The organism is Picosynechococcus sp. PCC 73109 (assembly GCF_001521855.1).
GTDB lineage: Bacteria > Cyanobacteriota > Cyanobacteriia > Cyanobacteriales > MRBY01 > MRBY01.
In genome coordinates, this window is sequence record NZ_CP013998.1 from 1,989,494 (window position 1) to 2,009,945 (window position 20,452).

The following is a 20,452-nucleotide window of genomic DNA, read 5'->3' on the forward strand; positions in this document are numbered from 1 at the left end:
TTGGTCTAAGGATTCGTCCTCTATTTTGCCGGAACTTGGGAAAACCTCAAGGCGGCGATCGCCCCCATCCCTAGATGCGGATTTCCGTATTTTCTTGATTCCTATGGCTTCTTTTGGAGCTGTTGTAATACCCAATTCACCCCATCTTGGAGATCCTTGGCGACATAATCGGGCTTGGTGTGGTGTTGGTACTTGCCGCCGAGGACTTGTTTACCGTAGCCTGTTTGGACCAAAATTCCCCGGAGGCCAGCGTTGTGGGCGAGGTCAATATCCGTCGCCTTGTCCCCCACCATAAAACTACGGCGTAAATCTAAATCATGTTCCCAGGCCGCTGTCACCAACATTCCCGTATTCGGCTTGCGCCAGGTGCCCCACTGGGTAAAGTCTGGGTGGGTGCCCCCGGCTGACTGGCTTAAATAAGGGCAATAATACAGCGCATCGAGGTGGGCCGCCGCTTCTTGGTTTAGGAGGGTACGCAGTCTCGTGTGGAGGGCTTCTACATGGTCAATGCCGTAGTAGTCCCGGGCTGGCCCCGATTGGTTGGAAACCAAGCAACAAAAAATTCCTTGATCGTTGAGCGATCGCACAGCCGCCGCCACCCCTGGAATTAGATTCAGGTCTTCGAGGGTGTGAATATATCCTGCTTCGATGTTAAGGACACCATCACGATCAAGGAAAACTGCTGGTTTAGCCACGCCAAATTTGAGCCAATACGTCTTTGGGTTGAATATCTGCCATTTTTCCAGTGGGAGACTGGATGCCAATCAATTTATCATTCTTTGGCGGTAAGAGCTTTTCGGCGTGGGTCGCACCAAAGAGAGCAATGGTGTAAGTTCCCACGGCGGCGGCCAGGTGCATCGGCGCACTATCTGTACAAACCATCAAGTTAGCCCCGGCAATCATTGCTGCTGCTTTACCAATATCCTCAGGCCGTGTCACCTTTAGCGCTGGATAAAGGGCGATGAGTTCCGTGACCCAAGGGGCATCGTCCGGGCCTTGGAGCAAGACAATCGGGAGATTTGGTTGCTTGCTCTGGATATCTTCAATGATCGGTTGCCAATTTGCCACAGGGTAGAGTTTGTTGATGCCCTTGGCTTGGGAGAGTTGACTGGCACCACCGTGGATCAGGATATACCCCTCGGTTAAGCCCAGGCGTTTTTGCTCCCCTTCCGCCCACTGAATGTCCCCATTGGGCACTGTGATACTGGGGGATGGACAATCGGTGTCAATGCCTAAGCCTTTGAGGAGATCGTGGTAGAGGGCCGCTGCGTATTGGTTTTCGTTGAGGGGGGCTGGGTTGGAGATAAACCAAGATGTTGCGGTTTTGTAGCCCACGCGGGTGGGAATTCCATTCAGCCAGAGCAGGAAGCCCACAGCCCAATTTTTGCCGAGGGAGAGGGCAATTTCGTATTCGCGATCGCGGATGGTGCCGAGAATATTGAGATAGTCAGCCGGGCCATTGCGATCTTTAAAGTCGAAGGTCAGCACTTCATGAACCTGGGGACAGACGCGATAGGCTGCCTTGGCACGGGGTTCGACCAGAACGTCAATCATGGCTTCGGGATAACGTTCCTTGAGATCAGCGAGGGTCGGGAAGAAGAGGATTTGGTCGCCAACTCCTCCGGGAACTAGGGCTAGTATGCGCATCTTGGGGGTATAAACTTACGTATCCAGCATCATTTTAGAAGAGAATAGGCGGAAACGTTTAGTAACTTAGGGAAAAGCCATGGTGCACTTGTTATTGCCTGCGGCGGGCGTCGGCAAACGGATGGGCGGCGATCGCAACAAACTGCTGATGACACTACGGGATAAACCGCTCTTTAGTTGGACGCTCCAGGCAGCAGCGGCGGCGGATGCGGTGGCCTGGATTGGCATCATGGGACAGCCCTTAGATTTTCCGGACTTTGAGGCAATTTTGGCCGATTTAAAGCTTTCTAAGCCTGTCCAACTGATTCGAGGTGGCAAAACTCGCCAAGAATCAGTTTATAACGGCCTACAAGCCCTTCCCCCAGAGGCAACCCAGGTGTTGATCCACGATGGGGCAAGGTGTTTGGCCACCCCAGCACTATTTAATCGCTGTGCAGCGGCCCTAGAAACCTGTGAAGGCTTAATTGCAGCGATCCCCGTCAAGGACACCATTAAGGTGGTAGATGGACAAGGTTGGGTCAAAGAGACGCCGGAGCGGGCGAAGCTTTGGGCCGCCCAGACGCCCCAGGGGTTTACGGTGCAGCGCCTCAAGGATTGCCATGAAAAAGGCAAAACCCTGGGTTGGGAAGTGACCGATGATGCGGCTTTGTTCGAGCGTTGTGGTCTGCCTGTGAAAATTGTCTCTGGGGAAGAAACAAATCTCAAAATTACGACGCCGGGGGACTTGGCGATCGCCGAATTTATTTTGCAGAGCCGTAATGAAATGCCAAAAACCTAGGAGCTGGAAACCTCGGTGCTTTTTAACGGTAGCGGTTTGGGGTGGCGGTGCCGTTGGGTACGGTAAACCTGGATGGGGCGGTCAATGCCTTTAAATCGCCCGGCACCCATGGGAATAAATAAATCCTGGTGGCGATCGCCAATCGCTTGATATGTCGCATCGGTGATCACACATTCCCCCGGTGGACAAATGGTCTCAAGGCGGGCGGCAAGATTCACCGTTCCCCCCAGAACCGTGTAGTCCACCCGCTGGGAGCTGCCCACATCGCCCACAAAAGCCTTGCCGCTATTTACCGCAACCCGCAGTTGAATCGGTTGGGGCCAAATATTTTGTAAATTTAGTTGATCAAGGCGGTTGAGCATGCCCATGGCGGTGGCGATCGCCCGTTCAGCATGGTCGATCTGGGGTTCCGGTGCCCCAAAAAACGCCATAATGCAGTCGCCAATAAACTTATCGAGGGTTCCTCCTTGGGCAAACACCGAGTGGAGCATCTCTTCAAAAAAAACGTTCAGCAAATCCGCAATGGCACTGGGGGAAGACTGCTCCGCAATGGGCGTAAAATTAACGATATCTGCAAATAAAATACTGATTTCCGCTTCCCTAGGGGGGAGTCGCCCATTTTTTAACGCTCCCACCGAAATTAATTGATGTACCACCGCAGGCGAATGGTAACGCTCTAGTTTTTGGCGAATTTGAGCTTGTTCCTGGAGACGACGGCTCAGCAACCACCGTTGCACACTGGCCGCCAACAGATGGCCAATGGTCGAAAAAAAACTTAAATCATCATCGGTTAACGGTTCTGATTCATCTAACTTCAAGTGGGCATCACCATACAGAACTCCCACCACTTTTGTTTGATCCCATAGGGGCACCGCCAACACTCCTCGAATCCCTTTTGCCAAAATGCTATCTTCCCCCGCAAAGCGCTGGTCGCTCTGGGCATCTACGGATTTGAGGGCAACCCTTTCTTTAAAGACCTTTTGGCAGACCGATTGACTAATCCAAGCACTGGTGCGGATGGCCGGATGATTATCCGGGAGACTCTGAGCCGCAGCACTGAGGAGTTCTAATTTGCCATTGCCCCGAATATCAATGAGCAGCGCCAGCCGTTCTAAGCCTGGCAATTCCTGAAAAATAACATTCCGGGTCAGGCGAAAAATAGCTTCAATGGATTCGGCAGAACTAAGTTGTTTCACAATGTCCACCAACTCCTTGAGGCGGGCGATCGCCGTTTCCGTGTGGGGCTGATGACCATAGCCTTCTTCCCCCTGTAGCCATTGCTCCTTGAGATCTTCGGCGTTACGGAGAATGGTGCGCCCCGATCCCCATTGGTCGGCCTGTAGATCTGTGGTTTCATCGAGGGTCACATTCTGGAACGTGACTAAAATTGAGGCATGGCCCAGACGGATTAAATCTCCTTGGCGGATCGTTTGGGGTTCAGTAATCCGGACGTGATTAAGATATGTGCCATTGGTGCTGCCCAAGTCCTCTAAAACCCAAGCCTGTTGCCGCCGTTTGATCCGGGCGTGGTACCGGGAAATTTGGGTCATCTGTAGCGAGAGGCTACATTCAGGCAAGCGACCGATCACAAACTCCCCTTGATCGACCACCACAATACGTTCTGGGTAGCCCTCAGCTTGGATGCGGAGTTGCAGATCAGTCATAGGAGTTTCACGGGAAATAACACGTGCCAGTGGCCTGCGAAAAAAATTGCTGAATTTAAATAGTCAAAGCGATGACAGGGGAATTCTGCCCACGGAAGTTCAGAAAACAAGGGGAAATTTTGCTCGGCTTGTCATAAAAAGTCAGCGCCTGAAGCGGAGATTCATCCCTGAGTGTAGCCCAAGGAGGATATTTTTCTGTCTAAAGATAGTGGCGATCGCCACAAACCGTTAAGGAAGTTCTGGCAATGGGGGGAGTTGGATAGGTATCGCCTGGGTGGGAGGCAAGAGGGCCGGGGGAAATGTGAAGGGGAGATCTGCACTGGCGATCGCCCCTTGAAATTCAAAGCGCCACACCACAGAACCATCAGCTTGGGGCAAACGTTGAAAGGTGGGGGACCAAGTGGGCGGGATTTCCCCAGCCCAGGTTAAAACGATTCGAGTGGTGCGGTCATTAAATTGGCCAATGCGCAGTTGACGAATGGTGCCGTCGTAGGCCTGGGTCAAGGTGGCAGCGGGCCAGCGGGTATCGGTCAGGTCAATGATCAGACGAGTCGGATTACTGAGGCGAGAATATTGGGGAATCGTCGTTGGGGCGGTTTGGAGGCGGAGTTGCTGCGCTTGGGGATCAAAGGCCCAATCTTGGAGGGAGGGCAACTCTGACGGCGGATCGGCGATCGCCTTGGGGCTGTGGCTCAGTCCGGCTACCAACACCAGCACTACACAGACACTCTGATGAAAATATTTTTGGATTAACCCAACAGCCATTCTGAGGCCCGTTCTCCCAATTCCAAACGAATACTAATTGCTTTGCCGACCCTGGGGCGTTCTGTGGTTTCTTCGAGGTAAGTATGGACTTGTTGACTCACACCCCATTCCCCTAAATAAGTGGCGATCGCCTGGAGATGTTCCTCATATTGAGCCTCCGAGAGGGGAAAAGAAACCTGTTCCAAATATTTCCACATCACCTGGAGATACCATTCCCCCTTAATTTGTCGCAGCTGAATGTCATAGGATCGTCCCCATTTACGCCACAAAAGTTCCCGTAGTTCTACACCATTCATCGCCCACTCCTCCTGCGGTTCATTGACATTTCTGTGGCCAAAAGCCTAATCTCAGCCGATCTGTAATAATTTATCTACAAAACTTTGTTAACCTTTTTAAAGGCTATCCGGCAACCAACTAAGGCTCAAGCTCAGGTAAAACGCCATCTTTGCTCGCCATTTGGATGATATTCTTCATAGGAAGTATTGTAGAAACGCTTACATAACTATACAAAAAGGCTCTGATTATGACTCAATTATCAGGTTCCTCCGATGTTCCAGATCTAGGTCGTCGCCAATTTTTGAACCTCCTCTGGGTGGGGACGGCGGCGGGAACGGCTCTCGGTGGTTTATATCCCGTTATTAAATATTTTATTCCTCCTTCTAGTGGTGGCGCTGGTGGTGGCGTGATTGCTAAAGATGCCCTCGGTAATGACATTATCGTGAGCGACTATCTCCAAACCCACACCGCAGGCGATCGCTCCTTGGCCCAAGGCCTCAAAGGGGACCCCACCTATGTGGTTGTCGAAGGGGATAACACCATCTCCAGCTATGGGATCAACGCCATCTGTACCCACCTTGGCTGTGTCGTCCCTTGGAATACCGCTGAAAATAAATTCATGTGTCCTTGCCACGGTTCTCAGTATGACGAAACCGGGAAAGTTGTCCGCGGCCCAGCCCCCTTATCCTTGGCCCTTGTCCATGCGGAAGTGACTGAAGATGACAAGATCTCCTTCACCGACTGGACAGAAACCGATTTCCGTACTGACGAAGCTCCTTGGTGGGCCTAAAGACCCCATACGGGTTCATCCATTAGAGAAAACGCTTGTAAAAATTTACGATGAAAACACCTGAACTGATGGCAATCTGGCAACGGCTAAAGACCGCCTGCCTCGTGGCGATCGCCACCTTTGGTTTATTTTTCGCCAGTGACGCCCTTTTCCCCCAAGCCGCTGCTGCCTATCCTTTTTGGGCCCAGCAAACCGCCCCAGAAACGCCCCGTGAAGCAACAGGCCGGATCGTCTGTGCCAACTGTCACCTCGCTGCCAAAGAAGCAGAGGTGGAAATTCCCCAGTCCGTTTTACCCGATCAAGTTTTTGAAGCCGTTGTCAAAATTCCCTATGACCATAGCCAACAGCAGGTTCTAGGGGACGGCTCAAAGGGTGGCCTCAACGTTGGTGCTGTTTTGATGCTTCCTGATGGTTTCAAAATTGCGCCTGCTGATCGTCTCTCTGACGAACTGAAGGAAAAAACCGAAGGTCTCTACTTCCAGTCCTACGCTCCGGATCAAGAAAACGTTGTGATCATTGGGCCGATTTCCGGTGACCAATACGAAGAGATCGTTTTCCCGGTACTCTCCCCCGATCCGAAAACCGATAAGAACATCAACTACGGTAAATATGCAGTCCACCTCGGTGCGAACCGTGGCCGTGGTCAGGTTTATCCCACTGGTGAATTAAGCAATAACAATCAATTTAAAGCGTCCGCTACCGGCACCATCACCAATATTGCGGTGAATGAGGCTGCGGGTACTGATATCACCATTTCCACTGAAGCGGGCGAAGTGATCGATACGATCCCGGCTGGCCCCGAAGTGATTGTTTCTGAAGGTCAGGCGATCGCCGCTGGTGAAGCCCTCACGAACAACCCCAACGTCGGTGGTTTTGGCCAAAAAGATACAGAAGTTGTCCTCCAGAATCCCGCTCGCATCTATGGCTACATGGCCTTTGTCGCTGGGATTATGTTGACTCAAATCTTCCTTGTTCTGAAGAAGAAACAGGTAGAACGGGTTCAAGCCGCTGGCCAACTTGACTTCTAAATTACAAGAAATTTAAAATTGTGCGAAGGCAGACTCCGGTCTGTCTTTTTTATTGCTGATGTGCTTGATTTGCCGCCACTAATGTCTTCAAAGTTTCCATCGTGCAGTGCAATTCCTGGGCGAGAGGATGGGATAAATCGAAGATTTTCAAAAGTGAGTTGTAATACCAAAGGGTGCCCTCTTTTTTGCCTTTAAAACGGGGCCAGAGGGCTTCACCGATCCGTTGGTAATCCCGCAAAATAGATTGGGCATTGTAGAGTTTATCGGCCATGGCAACGAGGTGCACTGAGGCTGAAGCTGTTCGTAGATGCTGGAGGTAAGCTTCTTTGCGTTCCCGCCAAGGCCTCTTTTTTTCACCATCAAAACTATCGGAACAGCCTTCGACAATGGTTGCCACCCGCTCGCCAAATTTTTCACAGATTAAAGTTCTGGTTTCCCATCCCCCTTGGTCTTCGATGGCATCATGGAGCAGGGCGGCGATCGCCTCGTCTTCATCACCCCCGGCTTCGAGCACTAAACTGGCAACCCCCAGGAGATGCGCCACATAAGGAACGCCAGAGCCTTTACGCACTTGCTGACGGTGTAATTTTTCCGCAAAAACCAGCGCTTCAGAAAATCGGTCAGAGAGTTTCATCAACTTAATGCCTAGGTTGCATTTGCACCAATCCTAGCTAATTAATCCAGTAAGACTGCGCCTCATTAATGGGGAAGAGAATTAAGACAGTTCATCGGATTTGTCACCAAACCAGAGGCCCAGTTTTTTCACCACCCAACTGAGGATTGCTCCCAACATCAAAATACCAATGGCTGGCGTAAACACAGGCTCCCAGAGGGAATACCACAAATCCCAGCCCAGATTAACCCCCGATGAGCGGCCAACTAAGGCGATCGCAAACCAAAAAAAGGCGAATAACACCACAAACACATCCGCGACCAATAGACGATCTAACCACAGGGTAAATTGCTCTTTCATGTCCTAATCTAAATTTGTCCATTTAGAATATACGGCAGCCTGCCCCCGGTAATTCCCCGCCGGGTCGAGTAAGTCCCAAAGCTTAACATCCTCGATCTGTACCCGCTTCCCGCTTTTGGTAATGCGTACCCCCGAAAAACCCGTTTTAAACCCATAACTACGGCTGCTCGCTAACAATTGATTGCGCTCTGCCTGTACCTGTGCCGAAGGTTCCGCCGATTGTCGGGAGGGCATCTGTAACAACTCCTCCCAAGACCGTTCCCAAAGTTCTAAACCCAGACGAGAACCATAGTTATAAATTGGGTCGGCCTCCGTGCCATGGGAAAATACCACCAGCGGCGCGTCAAATAAAATCGCCGCCTGCTTTTGGGGGGATTCACTGCGATCAATCAAATCCGCCCCAAACCAATGGTGATAACTATCCAAAATAAGCTGCACTTGGGCGATCGCCGCTGGGGTGAGCCAAGGTTGAGTGGTCATAGTATCTACTAGGCGGTTACGAGGGCTTCAACGGCTTCTCCGGTTAGGCTAAAGGCCCGTGCTTCGGTGATTTTGACCGCAACAATTTTTCCTTTGAGCTCGTTAATGTCTCCCTCAAAAAAGGTGAGGCGGTTGCCCCGGGTCCGTCCCATAACCTGACTCGGATTTTTCGGATTTTGATCTTCAACAAGCACTTCTTCGATCCGTCCGGCATAGCGTTGGGAGCGTTCTGCTGCTTTTTGGGCGACCAAATGATTCAAACGTTGGAGGCGATCGCCTTTTACTTCCTCTGACAATTGGTTATCCCAAGTGGCGGCGGGAGTGCCGGGTCGGGGTGAATAGGCTGCCGTATTGAGTTGATCAAAACCAATCTCATCCACCAATTTGAGGGTATTTTCAAACTGCTCTTCCGTTTCTCCGGGGAACGCCACAATTGCATCCGCACTAATGGAAGCATCGGGCATATAACTCCGAATGGTATTGATAATGCGGCGATATTTTTCGTGGGTATAACCGCGTCGCATCGCCTTAAGCACCTCATTGTCCCCAGACTGGAAAGGAATATGAAAATGTTCACAAACCTTGGGTAACTCCTGGCAAGCCTTAATCAAACGTTCCGTAAAGTAGCGGGGGTGACTGGTGGCAAAGCGAATCCGCTCAATGCCCGGTACATCGTGGACGTAATATAAAAGATCAGTAAGGGTATATTTATTCCGGCCTTCTGCTGTGGTCCCCGGTAGATCCCGGCCATAGGCATCGATGTTTTGACCGAGGAGCGTGACCTCCTTAAACCCTTGTCGCCCTAGTTCTTCCATTTCTGCCCGGATCGCTTCTGGATAGCGCGATTGTTCCGTGCCCCGCACCCCAGGGACAACACAATAGGTACAGTGCTCATTACAGCCGTAGATCACATTGACCCAGGCCGTAACCGTGCTGTCTCGCCGGGGTTTCGTAATATCTTCAACGATATGGATTGGCTCCGTCGCCACCACCTGACTTCCCCCTTCAACTTGCTCTAACAAATCCTGGAGACGGTTGGCGTGTTGAGGCCCCATGATCAGATCCAGTTCTGGGACACGGCGCAGGAGGCTTTCTCCTTCCTGTTGGGCGACGCAACCAGCGACGATCAGGGTGAGGTCGGGTTTTTCTTGTTTCCGCTTAGCCTGACGACCGAGGTAAGAGTAAACTTTTTGTTCCGCATTATCCCGAATCGTGCAGGTATTGTAGAGGACGAGATCTGCAGCATAGGGATCTTCGGTGAAGTGATAGCCCATCTCTTCGAGGATGCCCGCCATACGTTCAGAGTCGGCCTTGTTCATCTGACAACCGAAAGTGGTAATGTGATATTGACGAGGCTTAGTCATGGTCGTTTCAAAAATAATGGGCTAGGCAAATTAGCAGCTTTTTATTCTACCAATTTAGGTTTCGCTTGTGGGAGATGGGGATGTGAATCCGCCAAAACCTCGATGTGAGTTGTGAAAACTCTGGATCACGCTATCCCAGGGGGAGCCTTGCCTATATACTATGTCTAATATTTTTGATGTGTATTTTTGATTACAGCAAAGCTAACCTCTGATTTTTTGTGGTCGAAAACCGAAAAAGAAAGGGTGCTTTGTGGCTATTGGTGAACTCGCTAAAATTTGAATGAATACGGAATCTTATTTTAATCACCCGACATTTGGGATGCTCTTTCGGATTTGTGAACTGGAAGACAAGCAAGAGTTATTTACAACGCTCTATGCCCAGCGGTTATTTTTCATTGTGCACCAAGATACCAATGGCATGAGTTTTGAGTCGGTCACCCGGATGGATGCCCGGTTAAAAATGGAAAATCGCCTGCGTCAGGTGCGCCGATCCGGTGCCATGGCTGAGTTTCAGGTATTACAGGCGCTCTATAAACGGACGTTCCAATAAGCGAGTTAGTTGAGTCTAAAATTTACGGGTCATTTTTTTAGTAATGTCAGATGCGATCGCCGAAAATATTGCCCGACTACGGGAAGAAATCCCGCCGGAGGTGCGCCTGATCGCCGTTAGCAAAACCCACTCTGCGGCAAAAATTCGCCTGGCCTACGCGGCGGGAATTCGAGATTTTGGCGAAAATCGGTTTCAGGAAGCCCAGCAAAAACAAGCGGAATTAGAGGACTTGCCGGATATCCGGTGGCATTTTATTGGCCATCTGCAAAAAAATAAGGCAAAAAAGGCGATCGTCCATTTCGATTGGATTCATACCGTCGATAGTCTCGCCCTCGCCCAAAAACTGGATCAGTACGCCGCCGATTTAGAAAATCCAGCCCGCTGCTGTTTACAAATCAAACCCCTGCCTGACCCTAATAAATTTGGCTGGGAAATTCCCCAACTCCTGAGCGATCTACCGCAACTCGCCATCTGTCAACACCTCAAGCTTCAGGGTTTAATGACAATTCTTCCCCTGGGGCTTTCCCGCACTGAGACCCAGATGGCCTTTGAACAAGTATTTTCTCTCAGGGAACAACTGAATCAGATGGCAAGCTTGCCAGAGCAATTAACGGAATTATCCATGGGAATGTCCGGTGATTATCCCCTGGCGATCGAGGCTGGAGCAACAATGATTCGCGTTGGCCAGGGGATCTTCGGGGCACGGGAATAAGCCAATCTAACCGCTGACAAATTTATTGATCACCCCAGTGAATGGCCGCAGTTCCATAAAGAATTTTGAAATTGATCCTCTTGCAACAATTCTATTGATGAAAAATATCTAGAATTTGCAATGTTCGATTCACAAAATCTTATCAATGTCGATTCTCCAAAACTTCACTTTTAGGGCAAAATAAGCCATATGTCCCAAGGCGATCGCTAAGCTTAAGAATTTTAAATTGGCGAAACCCTAGATAATTCATCCCTTAGAATATGCTCAAAATTACCTAAGTCTTGGTCAAGTCTCTTCACCCTTCGAGCCTTATATCCTGGACAAACAATTTTTGGAGATGTTGCCCACCATCTACCAAGCCGACAAAGCATATCATCAATCAATATTGAAAACCCTATAACCAAGGATATTTAGCCCCATGTTTAACAGCATACGTAACTTCTTAGGCTTCAACGAACCAGAAGAATACGAAGAATACTATGAAGGGGAAATTGATAACAACGATTATCATGCCCTCTATCCTGCTGAAATGCCCACCCCTTTGCCCGAAGAGAGTGCGCCTGCCCCCCGTCGTTTACCTGAAAACCCTACCGTTGCTTCTAACTTTGCCATGAACTCTAACACCACCCCCACTCGTAGCAATGTCATCGGCCTCCCTGGCGTCAGTAACTCCCCGGCTGAAGTGGTTGTTTGTGAGCCCCATTCCTTTGAGGAAATGCCCCAAATTATCCAAGCCCTTAGGGATCGACGTTCCATTGTCCTCAATCTCAACATGATGGATCCCGACGAAGCACAGCGGGCAGTAGATTTTGTTGCGGGTGGGACTTTTGCTATTGATGGCCACCAAGAACGGATTGGCGATAGCATTTTCCTCTTCACACCGAATTGTGTACAAGTCACAAATAGCTTGAGCCGCGAAGAAACTCCTGCCACTCCGGCAGCCCCGGCTCGTCCTGCCGCCCCTGCTCCCGCTTGGAGTGATGAGATGACACCGATGGCCCAGGCTCAATAAGAATTGGCTCAACAAAAACGCTGTAAGGTCCAAGGCGATCGCCAAATTTTGGGGATAGATTTTCTGTCCCCTTTTTGGTGCGCTGCATTTGCCTTCTGGGAAAAAATCAGTCAAGATGAATGCGTCATTTCAGGGATGAATGTGAAGAATTAAAATGGCGGCAAAATTCGGCATGATTGGCGGTGGTGTTATGGGAGAAGCACTCCTGGCGCGGCTCCTCAAGGAACAAATTTACTTGCCAGCAGATGTGATTGTGAGTGAACCTGTGGCGGAGCGACGGGCCTATTTACAACAGGAATATCAGGTGGGTGTCACGGCCAGTAACCAGGAAGCGGCGATCGCCTCTGAGGTTCTGATGTTGGCAATCAAGCCACAAATTTTTAATCAAGTCAGCACCGAACTCCAAGGTCAACAGCTAGAAACGCCTCCCCTGGTGTTGTCAATTCTTGCTGGGGTGACCCTGGCTCAGTTACAAGACGGTTTTAGGGACTATCCAGTGGTACGGGCAATGCCGAATACACCGGCGATTATTGGCCAAGGGATGACGGCGATCGCCCCTGGGGATCGCGTTTCAGAGGCCCAGGTCGCCCTCGCAAAACAAATTTTTGGGGCTGTGGGTGAAGTGGTGGCAGTACCAGAGTCTCTGATGGATGCGGTAACTGGACTTTCTGGCTCTGGCCCGGCTTTTGTGGCCTTGATGGTAGAAGCCCTGGCCGATGGCGGCGTTGCGGTAGGTTTGCCCCGGGCCACAGCCCAACAACTCGCCCTCCAAACGGTCAAGGGAACGGCGGAATTACTCCAAACCTCCGGCTTACATCCCGCTCAACTCAAAGACCGGGTGACCAGTCCAGGGGGCACTACCATCGCTGGTGTTGCGGCCCTTGAAGCCCACGGGTTTCGCTCAGGGGTCATTGCTGCTGTTACCGCGGCGAAGGCCCGTTCTGTCGAGTTAGGCCAAGGATGAAGTTACTGCAGGTACTAGATGCGGCGATCGCCGGTGTTGATCTCACGGTTGAGGCCGGAGTATTCCTCCTTTCCCAAACGGAGCCGGAGGCCATCGAAAGTATCCGCATGGCGGCTGATGCCTTCAGACAAATGCTTTGCGGGGAAACCGTTACCTATGTGGTGAACCGCAATCTAAACTTCACTAATATTTGTGAGCAGCACTGTCACTTTTGTGCCTTTCGACGGGATGCGGGAGATCCAGATTCCTTTTGGCTCGATCAAGCACAACTCCAGGAAAAAGCGGCGGCGGCCTGGGCGGAGGGGGCAACGGAACTGTGCATCCAGGGGGGGTTAAACCCCCAGGCGAAACACAATGGGCGATCGCTCGACTATTACCTCGATTTGGTTGCTGCTTTGAAGGATGCTTTTCCCGGTTTGCATCTCCACGCCTTTTCTCCCCAGGAAATTGAATTTATTGCCCGCGAGGATCAGCTGTCCTTCCGAGATGTAATCATTGCCCTCAAGGACACTGGTGTTGGTTCCCTACCGGGTACGGCGGCAGAAATCCTCGACGATCAGATTCGCCGTCAAATTTGTCCCGAAAAGTTAAAGGCGGCAACTTGGCTAGAAATTGTCAGTACAGCCCATCACCTGGGACTACCGACCACCAGCACAATGCTCTGTGGCCACATCGAAACGCCATTGCACCAGGTACAACATTTAGCCCAGATCCGGCAGTTGCAACAACAGGCGATCGCCGAGGGTAAACCCGCTAAAATTACCGAATTTATTCTGTTGCCCTTCGTCGGTCAAGCCGCGCCCCAGGTACTCCGCAAAAAAGTGGGCCGGGATCAACCGGATCTACAGAAAACCCTGTTATTAACGGCAGTGGCGCGTCTCTTTCTTGGCAAATGGATCATCAATCACCAGCCGAGCTGGGTCAAACTGGGCTTAGGGGGGGCCACCACTGCCCTCCGTTGGGGCTGCAATGATTTGGGCGGTACCCTCATGGAAGAGCACATTACCACCATGGCTGGGGCCCAAGGGGGAACCTGTTTAACGGTCTCTCAGCTACGAACGGCGATCGCCTCAGTGGATCGCCTTCCCGCAGAACGTACCACCCTCTATCAGGATCGACATAGCCGTCGGGGGAGCTCAGCCGATATGATCTAATGGGAAAATAAGTAACGATAAAAATTTTTTAATTACAGTCCGCTAAAAGTCCAAGTTTTTTTTGATCGATATTTTTTTAGGAGAATCGCACAATGGATTTGGTCGCACTCCAAAGCCTTTTAGATAACACTTCTTTTCTGGTTCTTTTCTTGACGATGCTCCTCTATTGGGGCGGGGCTGCGTTTCCGAACATTCCGGGCTTAACCGGTTTAGGCACCCTCGGCGTGGCGATCGCCAATCTCTGCATGGCCACCCTCCTGGGAGCCCGTTGGTTAGAAGCCGGCTATTTCCCTCTTAGCAATCTTTACGAATCGCTCTTTTTCCTCGCCTGGGGGGTAACCACCATGCACCTCGTCGCCGAATGGATGAGTCGCAGTCGTTGGGTCGGTGTGATTACTGCTCCGGTTGCCATGGGGATCACGGCCTTTGCTGCCCTTTCCCTCCCGGCGGAAATGCAAAATTCTGCCCCTCTCGTCCCGGCCCTCAAATCTAACTGGCTGATGATGCACGTCAGTGTGATGATGATCAGCTATGCCGCACTCTTGGTGGGATCTCTATTGGCGATCGCCTTTTTAATTGTCACCAAAGGCCAGAAAATTGAATTGCGGGGCAGTTCCGTTGGTAATGGCAGCTATCGACTCCGCCAGCCCCAAAACACCACCGACGAAACCCCAGTGACCGTAGTCGCTTTTCAGAAAACCGAACCCCAAAGTAACGGCAATACCGCTGTCCTAGCATCCCCTGACCTCCAACAGCTCACCTCCTCCCCAGCTCTCAGCCCCCAGATGTTGAGCCTTGCCGATACCCTCGATAACATCAGCTACCGCATCATTGGCCTAGGATTTCCGCTTTTGACCATTGGGATTATTGCCGGTGCCGTTTGGGCCAACGAAGCCTGGGGTTCCTATTGGAGTTGGGATCCCAAAGAAACCTGGGCCCTCATCACTTGGTTAGTTTTCGCCGCTTATTTACACGCCCGTATCACCCGGGGTTGGCAAGGTCGACAACCTGCCTTTCTCGCCGCGGCAGGTTTTTTCGTCGTTTGGGTATGTTATCTAGGGGTCAATATTCTTGGTAAAGGATTGCATTCCTACGGTTGGTTTTTCTAAAAATCCGTAAATTTTAAAGAGAAAAAGACATTTCCGTAGGAAAAGCCCGATTAAAATAAGACACAAAGGCGGGAATTGTGATCAATCCGCCCGAACCCTCTTTTAGCTTGATGACCTAACTATTTTGACACTGTGGGGAAATAACCGTGAGCAAAAACTTTCAACCACTGAGCAGCGGTGAAGTGCTGTCGATTAATAGCGAATCCCGTTTTGTAATCGGCCATAGCACTTTTCGCGTTGACGAGTTCGCCGCCGCCTTAAAGCAACTCTTGCTAGAACAAGGGTTGGGGGGACTCACCGAAGAAACCGTTGATTGGTTAACGGATAACGGCATTGAATGTGATGTGCTGCGGTTTGGTGCCTCTGGTTGGGTCAAAGGAAAAGTCAGGCTACACCTTGAATTTGCCGAAGAAGACGGTGGGGAGGCAAGCGCAGACCCAAAGCCTAAGGCAGCTGCTGATCTCCTTCCTTCGGTAGCTGCCAGTAATTTCCCTAGTGCGACTGCCTCTACGACTTCTGAATCAGAATCAGACTTTGATGATTTGGAACTAGAGTTTAACGAAGCAGAATTTGCTGACCTTGGTTTGGATTTTGATGATTCTGAATCTGATACCCCAGAGACAGATCTACCAGACCTTGACCTGCCGGACATGGAGGTAGAACCCCAAGATGTTAGTGCAGATTTAGAAAATTTAAATCTAGCAACTGCCGACGGTGCCGATTTCTCTGATCAGGATGACCTCGATGATTTTGAGGCCCTTTTTGAAGAATCTAGCGACACGGCCGAAGCAGACTTGGCAGAACCAATCGACGACCTTGATGATCTGTTCGGGGAAGAAGACTTTGATTTTGATGCTGCTGTTGCCGAAGCAGAACCTGAGATTCATAGGCCTGAGATGGCATCAGAGGAAACTGCGGGAGCCACTGATACCTTTTCAGAAGACCTAGGCCTAGGGGAATTAGAAGAGACGCCAGACTTTGCCGAGGCAATGACTCCCGAGACAGATCTTACCGAGATCGCCCCAGAAGCTGATCATGGAGAGGAGGATATCTCGACTAGCACCTCAGAACCCGTTGAAAAGTCCACCGTTAATGGTAAAGAAACCATTGTTTTTCAAGAGACCCTGGTGCAGCCGGATGAAGAGTTTTTAGAAAATATTTTTGATCAAGAAACTTCTGAATCCCCAGAGCAACAAACTTCAGAGGTAGAAGCTGAGCTTCAAGAAACTGATGATTTAGAGACATTGTTTGCGGAAGACACACCAGCTAATGCGCTAAATGAAGCAATTTCTGACGAAGATCTCAATGATTTGTTTGGTGATACAGAGGAGGGCGATTTTGATCTTGATTTAGATTTAGATGAATTTGCCGACGACGATGAGCCAACTGCAATCACCGTCGATAGCATTGAAGAACAGGAAATGGCCCTTACAGACCTGTTTGATGAACCGGAGCAAATTCCAGAGGAAGACGATTTATTCCAATCCCTATTGGAAGAAAACCCAACCCCTGAGACTGGTGATTTAGAAACTTTAGATCTACCAGAAGATCTACCGGAGATGGAGACAGAAAGTACTCCTGAAGCCCTAGAAACAGATTCTCTTGAGGCCCCTAATCCCTTTGGAGAGGTGGCAGAAGATCAAGCACCAACCCAGGCGGATGTTTCAGAGGCGGATGATCCGTTTGCGGTGTTTACAGGTCAGGACGCCGAAAGTCTAGATGATCTGTCAGGGGATTTGGAGTTGTCTTTAGATGAGGCAGAAGAGCCATTATCCGAGGATAGTGATCTTGATTTAGACGATCTTTTTGATGACTCAGAAGTTTCAAGTACCCAAAATACCCAAGCATCGGAGGATGATCTGGGCCAGTTTATTAATGTTGCGATGTTTCGTAAAAAGCCATAAGCCTGGATACGAAGGTAATGATCCTATGGGCGTATTAGTAGATCGATGATTCCATGAACTGGAGTCCTTTACACGCGCGGCTACACCAACATTTGAAGGAGTCAAATTTATTACCTGCAGGGGCCAAGCTCATCATGGCTGTCTCCGGCGGGCAAGATTCTGTGTGTTTAAGTCGGTTGATGCTGGACTTACAACGCCATTGGCAATGGTCCTTGGCGATCACCCATTGTCACCATGGCTGGCCCGGTGATGAAGAGATTGCCGCCCACGTACAAACTCTGGGGGCACAATGGCAGTTACCTTTCTACCTCTGCCGCGCGGCGTCGTCTCTCCCAGAAACAGAAAATGCGGCACGCCGCTGGCGCTATGAAACCCTAACTCACTTAGCAGAACAACTCGATCAGGCCTATGTGGTGACGGGTCATACCCAAAGTGACCGTGCAGAAACTCTAATATATAACCTGGTGCGGGGGGCGGGGACGGCTGGTCTAGGCAGTCTCACCGAAGGGCGATCGCTCTCCGATAAGGTCAAGCTGGTGCGTCCTTTGTTGACAATTACGCGGCAGGAAACGGGGGAATTTTGCCGACAATTTAATCTACCTGTGTGTCTTGATCCTTTCAATCAACAAATGCGCTTTAAACGCAACCAAATACGCCAGCAAATCTTGCCCCATTTACGGACATTAAACACCCAAGCCGATAAACACCTTGCCCAAACAGCGCTCATTTTGCAGGATGAAAATGACTACCTTGAGGCGATCGCCCAACAATATCTCCAGCAAGCCCTAACTCCCCAGCAACATCTCCATCGCCTTGTCCTACAGCCCTTACACATTGCCCTCCAACGTCGCATTATCCGGCAATATCTCCAGCAAGTTTCGCCCAAAATGCCTACCTTCGCCCAAATTAGCGCTACAGTCGAGTTGATCCATGGCTGTAATGGCGATCGCCTCAGCACTTTACCCGGTAAAATTCAACTGCAAGTCATGGGAGAATGGCTTGTGCCGGAAGCACTAAAATCAAATTTACCCAAATCAATTAATAATCAAGATCATTATCCGCCGTAGACCAAAGACTATTAATTCCGTAGATTTAGGGAGTCTTTGAAAAGAATTTAAAAGGTCATCTCCCCTGGTTTTTCAGTAGTTTTACGGAGTTTTGTTGAAGATTCCGTAAAAAGTAGTGAATTTTGATAAAAATCAATACTATTTCGGATCTACCTATGCCAATATTATGATCACGAACAGTACAACTGATGGATGTTAGGGGTATCTAAATTTATCTTTCCCAAAATCCTCCCTTAGTCTCGCATTAATTTTGAAGTTTTTCATCAGAAAAATAGCGTATCTTTTTTAGTTTGCTCCAATCCATTTCTCAGTAATCGCTTGACCATTAATCTGGCCGAAAAATAATGGAACCTACGACGACAAAAGTTAGTGACAATATTAAGTCAAAAACCCTGGAACTGTTACAGGAATATCGGCAGTCCCAAGATGTCAAAATTCGTAATCAGATTGTAAGTTTAAATATTGGCTTGGTTCGCAAAGAAGCCCACCATTGGTCGAGACAATGTAGCGAAAATTTTGATGATCTCATGCAGGTGGGGAGCTTGGGTTTACTCCGGGCCATTGAGCGATTCACCCTAGAGCGGGGCAATGCTTTCAGTTCCTTTGCGAATCCCTATATCCGCGGTGAAATTCAACATTACCTGCGAGATAAAAGCTCTACTGTCCGTATTCCCCGCCGAATGTTGCAATTGCGGCAACAGTCTAACCGCTTTATCCACGCTTTTCGCCAAGAACATAATCGACAACCCTCTGCCATCGAAATTGCTGAACACCTCAACATTTCTGTAACTGAATGGCAATCCATTAATCTGGCTTATCAAAACCGTGATCCCGTCAGTCTTGACGTTTCTGTAAAAGCTGACCAAGGGGAAAATACTTCTTTAGGAGATCTGGTTCCGGATCCGGGTTACAAAAGCTTTCAACTGGCCATTGAAGATCAAATTCGCATTCAACAGGGCCTTGCTCAACTCGAAGAACATACTCGCAAGGTATTGGAATTTGTTTTTCTCCATGACCTTACCCAAAAAGAGGCCGCTGACCTACTAGGAGTGAGTGTTATTACCGTGTCACGGCGGATTAAAAAAGGGATTAATTCCCTTAAGAAAATCCTCGGTGGCGATTAGTTAGAGGCTTACATTTTGGAGGCGATCGCGGGGTTTGAAAGAATTAAGCGCCCGGAGCTTCTCATAACACTCTTTTTCCGCTTCGGTGGGTGCAGCAGGGACAGCAATTTCTATTTTGACAAGCTGATCCGTGCGGGTTCCCTTCGGTTTGGGCCAGCCCTTGCCTCGGAGTCGCAGTGATTGTCCTGATTTAATCCCTGGGGGAATTTTCATCGTCACCATACCATCCGGCGTTGGGACTGCGACAGATGCCCCTAGCACAGCCTCATCGGGGGTAATGGGTAAAGTACAGATTAAGTTATCCCCTTCAAAGTGGAAAAAGTGATGGGCCTGGAGCTGAACAATTAAATACAGATCACCCCTCTGGCCGCCCATGGCACTGGGAGAACCTTTGCCCTTGACACGGATTTTATTACCGTTGGTTACTCCTGCTGGGATTTTGACTGTAATTGTCTCTGTGCCTAGGCTCAACCGTTTTTCAACACCGCGAAAGGCTTCGGACAATGTCAGTTGAATATTTGCTTCTCGATCGGCGCCTTGGGTTGTACCACTCGCTGCTGTATTGAAACCAAAATCACTGTAGGGATTCCCGGTACTTCTTGGCCCCGCACCCGCTGCGGCTCGTCCGAGTAAATCGTTAATAAATTCATCAAAGCTGCCAAAATTACCAAAGTCGAAGTTACTAAAGTTCTCAAAATCGACGTTTACGCCAGCGCCACCATAGGGACTACCGCCCCCGCGAGCAGCCTGTTGCCAGTATTGGCCAAACTGGTCATATTTTTGCCGTTTTTCTGGATCAGAAAGAACTTCGTATGCTTCACTAATTTCCTTAAACTTCGCTTCAGCGGCATCATTGCCTGGATTGCGATCAGGATGGTATTGGAGAGCGAGCTTGCGAAACTTTTTCTTAATTTCATCGGCAGAGGCACTTTTACTGACCCCAAGGATGGAATAGTAATCTTTAAAATCCGTTGCTGCCATCGAAATTAAGCCTCCTTGCGGGGGTCATGATTCACTACACCATAGAATAGCAAATTGCTCTGCCAAGAATGGTTTGGTTTTCCCGATGGTGCGTTGTTAGATTTCCGTAT

Annotated in this window: 22 protein-coding genes; 12 read left to right on the forward strand and 10 right to left on the reverse strand. The window is 49.8% G+C overall.

Features of this window, described 5'->3' with window-relative positions; all coding sequences use genetic code 11:
• Positions 1-101 precede the first annotated feature (101 nt).
• Both AWQ23_RS09575 and AWQ23_RS09580 read right to left on the reverse strand, forming a co-directional pair.
• A complete protein-coding gene (locus AWQ23_RS09575; protein WP_062434820.1) occupies positions 102-695 on the reverse strand; it encodes an HAD-IIIA family hydrolase in 594 nt (197 codons plus the stop codon).
• On the reverse strand, positions 688-1,647 hold the full coding sequence (locus AWQ23_RS09580; protein ID WP_030006419.1) for a glycosyltransferase family 9 protein: 960 nt from the start codon (positions 1,645-1,647) through the stop codon (positions 688-690). Before AWQ23_RS09580 ends, AWQ23_RS09575 begins: the two co-directional genes overlap by 8 nt.
• 82 nt (positions 1,648-1,729) lie before the next feature.
• Between AWQ23_RS09580 and ispD the strand changes: the two genes are divergently transcribed.
• On the forward strand, positions 1,730-2,425 hold the full coding sequence (gene ispD, locus AWQ23_RS09585; RefSeq protein WP_062436621.1) for a 2-C-methyl-D-erythritol 4-phosphate cytidylyltransferase: 696 nt from the start codon (positions 1,730-1,732) through the stop codon (positions 2,423-2,425).
• On the opposite strand, the gene AWQ23_RS09590 is transcribed toward ispD, so the two are convergent.
• The 3 genes from AWQ23_RS09590 to AWQ23_RS09600 all read right to left on the reverse strand — a co-directional run bounded on the left by AWQ23_RS09590 (position 2,422) and on the right by AWQ23_RS09600 (position 5,150).
• Positions 2,422-4,089 (reverse strand): adenylate/guanylate cyclase domain-containing protein, encoded by a 1,668-nt coding sequence (locus tag AWQ23_RS09590; protein WP_062434823.1) that lies wholly within the window; start codon positions 4,087-4,089, stop codon positions 2,422-2,424. The two genes, ispD and AWQ23_RS09590, sit on opposite strands and share 4 nt — an antisense overlap.
• Positions 4,090-4,317: 228 nt before the next feature.
• Positions 4,318-4,854 carry an AMIN domain-containing protein gene (locus AWQ23_RS09595; protein WP_062434826.1) on the reverse strand — a complete coding sequence of 179 codons (537 nt, stop codon included), beginning with the start codon at positions 4,852-4,854 and terminating at the stop codon, positions 4,318-4,320.
• Positions 4,839-5,150, reverse strand: a complete 312-nt coding sequence (locus tag AWQ23_RS09600) for a DUF3067 family protein (protein ID WP_030006422.1) — start codon at positions 5,148-5,150, stop codon at positions 4,839-4,841. Before AWQ23_RS09600 ends, AWQ23_RS09595 begins: the two co-directional genes overlap by 16 nt.
• A 227-nt stretch (positions 5,151-5,377) precedes the next feature.
• Between AWQ23_RS09600 and petC the strand changes: the two genes are divergently transcribed.
• Entirely contained in the window at positions 5,378-5,920 is a 543-nt protein-coding gene (gene petC, locus AWQ23_RS09605) for a cytochrome b6-f complex iron-sulfur subunit (RefSeq protein WP_012307519.1), read from the forward strand.
• A gap of 50 nt (positions 5,921-5,970) precedes the next feature.
• Positions 5,971-6,948, forward strand: a complete 978-nt coding sequence (gene petA, locus AWQ23_RS09610) for a cytochrome f (RefSeq protein ID WP_062434829.1) — start codon at positions 5,971-5,973, stop codon at positions 6,946-6,948.
• A 49-nt stretch (positions 6,949-6,997) separates the two neighbouring features.
• Here petA and AWQ23_RS09615 read toward each other — a convergent pair whose 3' ends face one another.
• From AWQ23_RS09615 to miaB, 4 genes are all read right to left on the reverse strand, one after another.
• Complete coding sequence (locus AWQ23_RS09615; protein WP_062434831.1) at positions 6,998-7,582, reverse strand: HD domain-containing protein; 585 nt, start codon at positions 7,580-7,582, stop codon at positions 6,998-7,000.
• A gap of 81 nt (positions 7,583-7,663) precedes the next feature.
• Positions 7,664-7,921 carry a hypothetical protein gene (locus tag AWQ23_RS09620; protein WP_062434834.1) on the reverse strand — a complete coding sequence of 86 codons (258 nt, stop codon included), beginning with the start codon at positions 7,919-7,921 and terminating at the stop codon, positions 7,664-7,666.
• A 3-nt stretch (positions 7,922-7,924) separates the two neighbouring features.
• Positions 7,925-8,401, reverse strand: coding sequence for an MEKHLA domain-containing protein (locus AWQ23_RS09625; protein ID WP_062434836.1), 477 nt, complete (start codon positions 8,399-8,401; stop codon positions 7,925-7,927).
• A gap of 8 nt (positions 8,402-8,409) precedes the next feature.
• Positions 8,410-9,765, reverse strand: a complete 1,356-nt coding sequence (miaB, locus tag AWQ23_RS09630; protein ID WP_071884920.1) for a tRNA (N6-isopentenyl adenosine(37)-C2)-methylthiotransferase MiaB — start codon at positions 9,763-9,765, stop codon at positions 8,410-8,412.
• Between the two features lie 280 nt (positions 9,766-10,045).
• Between miaB and pipX the strand changes: the two genes are divergently transcribed.
• From pipX to AWQ23_RS09675, 9 genes are all read left to right on the forward strand, one after another.
• The gene (gene pipX, locus AWQ23_RS09635; RefSeq protein WP_012307526.1) at positions 10,046-10,315 is read left to right on the forward strand and encodes a transcriptional coactivator PipX; all 270 of its coding nucleotides are present in this window, start codon (positions 10,046-10,048) and stop codon (positions 10,313-10,315) included.
• A gap of 43 nt (positions 10,316-10,358) precedes the next feature.
• Positions 10,359-11,027, forward strand: a complete 669-nt coding sequence (locus AWQ23_RS09640; RefSeq protein ID WP_062434841.1) for a YggS family pyridoxal phosphate-dependent enzyme — start codon at positions 10,359-10,361, stop codon at positions 11,025-11,027.
• Positions 11,028-11,445: 418 nt separating this feature from the next.
• A complete protein-coding gene (locus AWQ23_RS09645; protein ID WP_062434844.1) occupies positions 11,446-12,039 on the forward strand; it encodes a cell division protein SepF in 594 nt (197 codons plus the stop codon).
• 154 nt (positions 12,040-12,193) lie between these two features.
• Positions 12,194-13,003, forward strand: a complete 810-nt coding sequence (gene proC / locus AWQ23_RS09650; RefSeq protein WP_062434847.1) for a pyrroline-5-carboxylate reductase — start codon at positions 12,194-12,196, stop codon at positions 13,001-13,003.
• On the forward strand, positions 13,000-14,157 hold the full coding sequence (gene cofH, locus AWQ23_RS09655; RefSeq protein WP_062434851.1) for a 7,8-didemethyl-8-hydroxy-5-deazariboflavin synthase subunit CofH: 1,158 nt from the start codon (positions 13,000-13,002) through the stop codon (positions 14,155-14,157). The genes proC and cofH overlap by 4 nt, the downstream gene beginning before the upstream one ends.
• 92 nt (positions 14,158-14,249) lie before the next feature.
• Positions 14,250-15,266, forward strand: a complete 1,017-nt coding sequence (gene ccsB / locus AWQ23_RS09660; protein ID WP_062434854.1) for a c-type cytochrome biogenesis protein CcsB — start codon at positions 14,250-14,252, stop codon at positions 15,264-15,266.
• Positions 15,267-15,412: 146 nt separating this feature from the next.
• The gene (locus AWQ23_RS09665) at positions 15,413-17,170 is read left to right on the forward strand and encodes a KGK domain-containing protein (RefSeq protein WP_062434857.1); all 1,758 of its coding nucleotides are present in this window, start codon (positions 15,413-15,415) and stop codon (positions 17,168-17,170) included.
• A 53-nt stretch (positions 17,171-17,223) separates the two neighbouring features.
• Complete coding sequence (tilS, locus tag AWQ23_RS09670; protein WP_062434860.1) at positions 17,224-18,237, forward strand: tRNA lysidine(34) synthetase TilS; 1,014 nt, start codon at positions 17,224-17,226, stop codon at positions 18,235-18,237.
• A 344-nt stretch (positions 18,238-18,581) separates the two neighbouring features.
• Positions 18,582-19,361: an RNA polymerase sigma factor SigF gene (locus AWQ23_RS09675; RefSeq protein ID WP_062434863.1), complete on the forward strand. Its 780-nt coding sequence runs from the start codon at positions 18,582-18,584 to the stop codon at positions 19,359-19,361.
• Here AWQ23_RS09675 and AWQ23_RS09680 read toward each other — a convergent pair whose 3' ends face one another.
• Positions 19,362-20,342 carry a DnaJ C-terminal domain-containing protein gene (locus AWQ23_RS09680; RefSeq protein ID WP_062434866.1) on the reverse strand — a complete coding sequence of 327 codons (981 nt, stop codon included), beginning with the start codon at positions 20,340-20,342 and terminating at the stop codon, positions 19,362-19,364. It abuts the gene before it with no gap.
• Positions 20,343-20,452 lie beyond the last annotated feature (110 nt).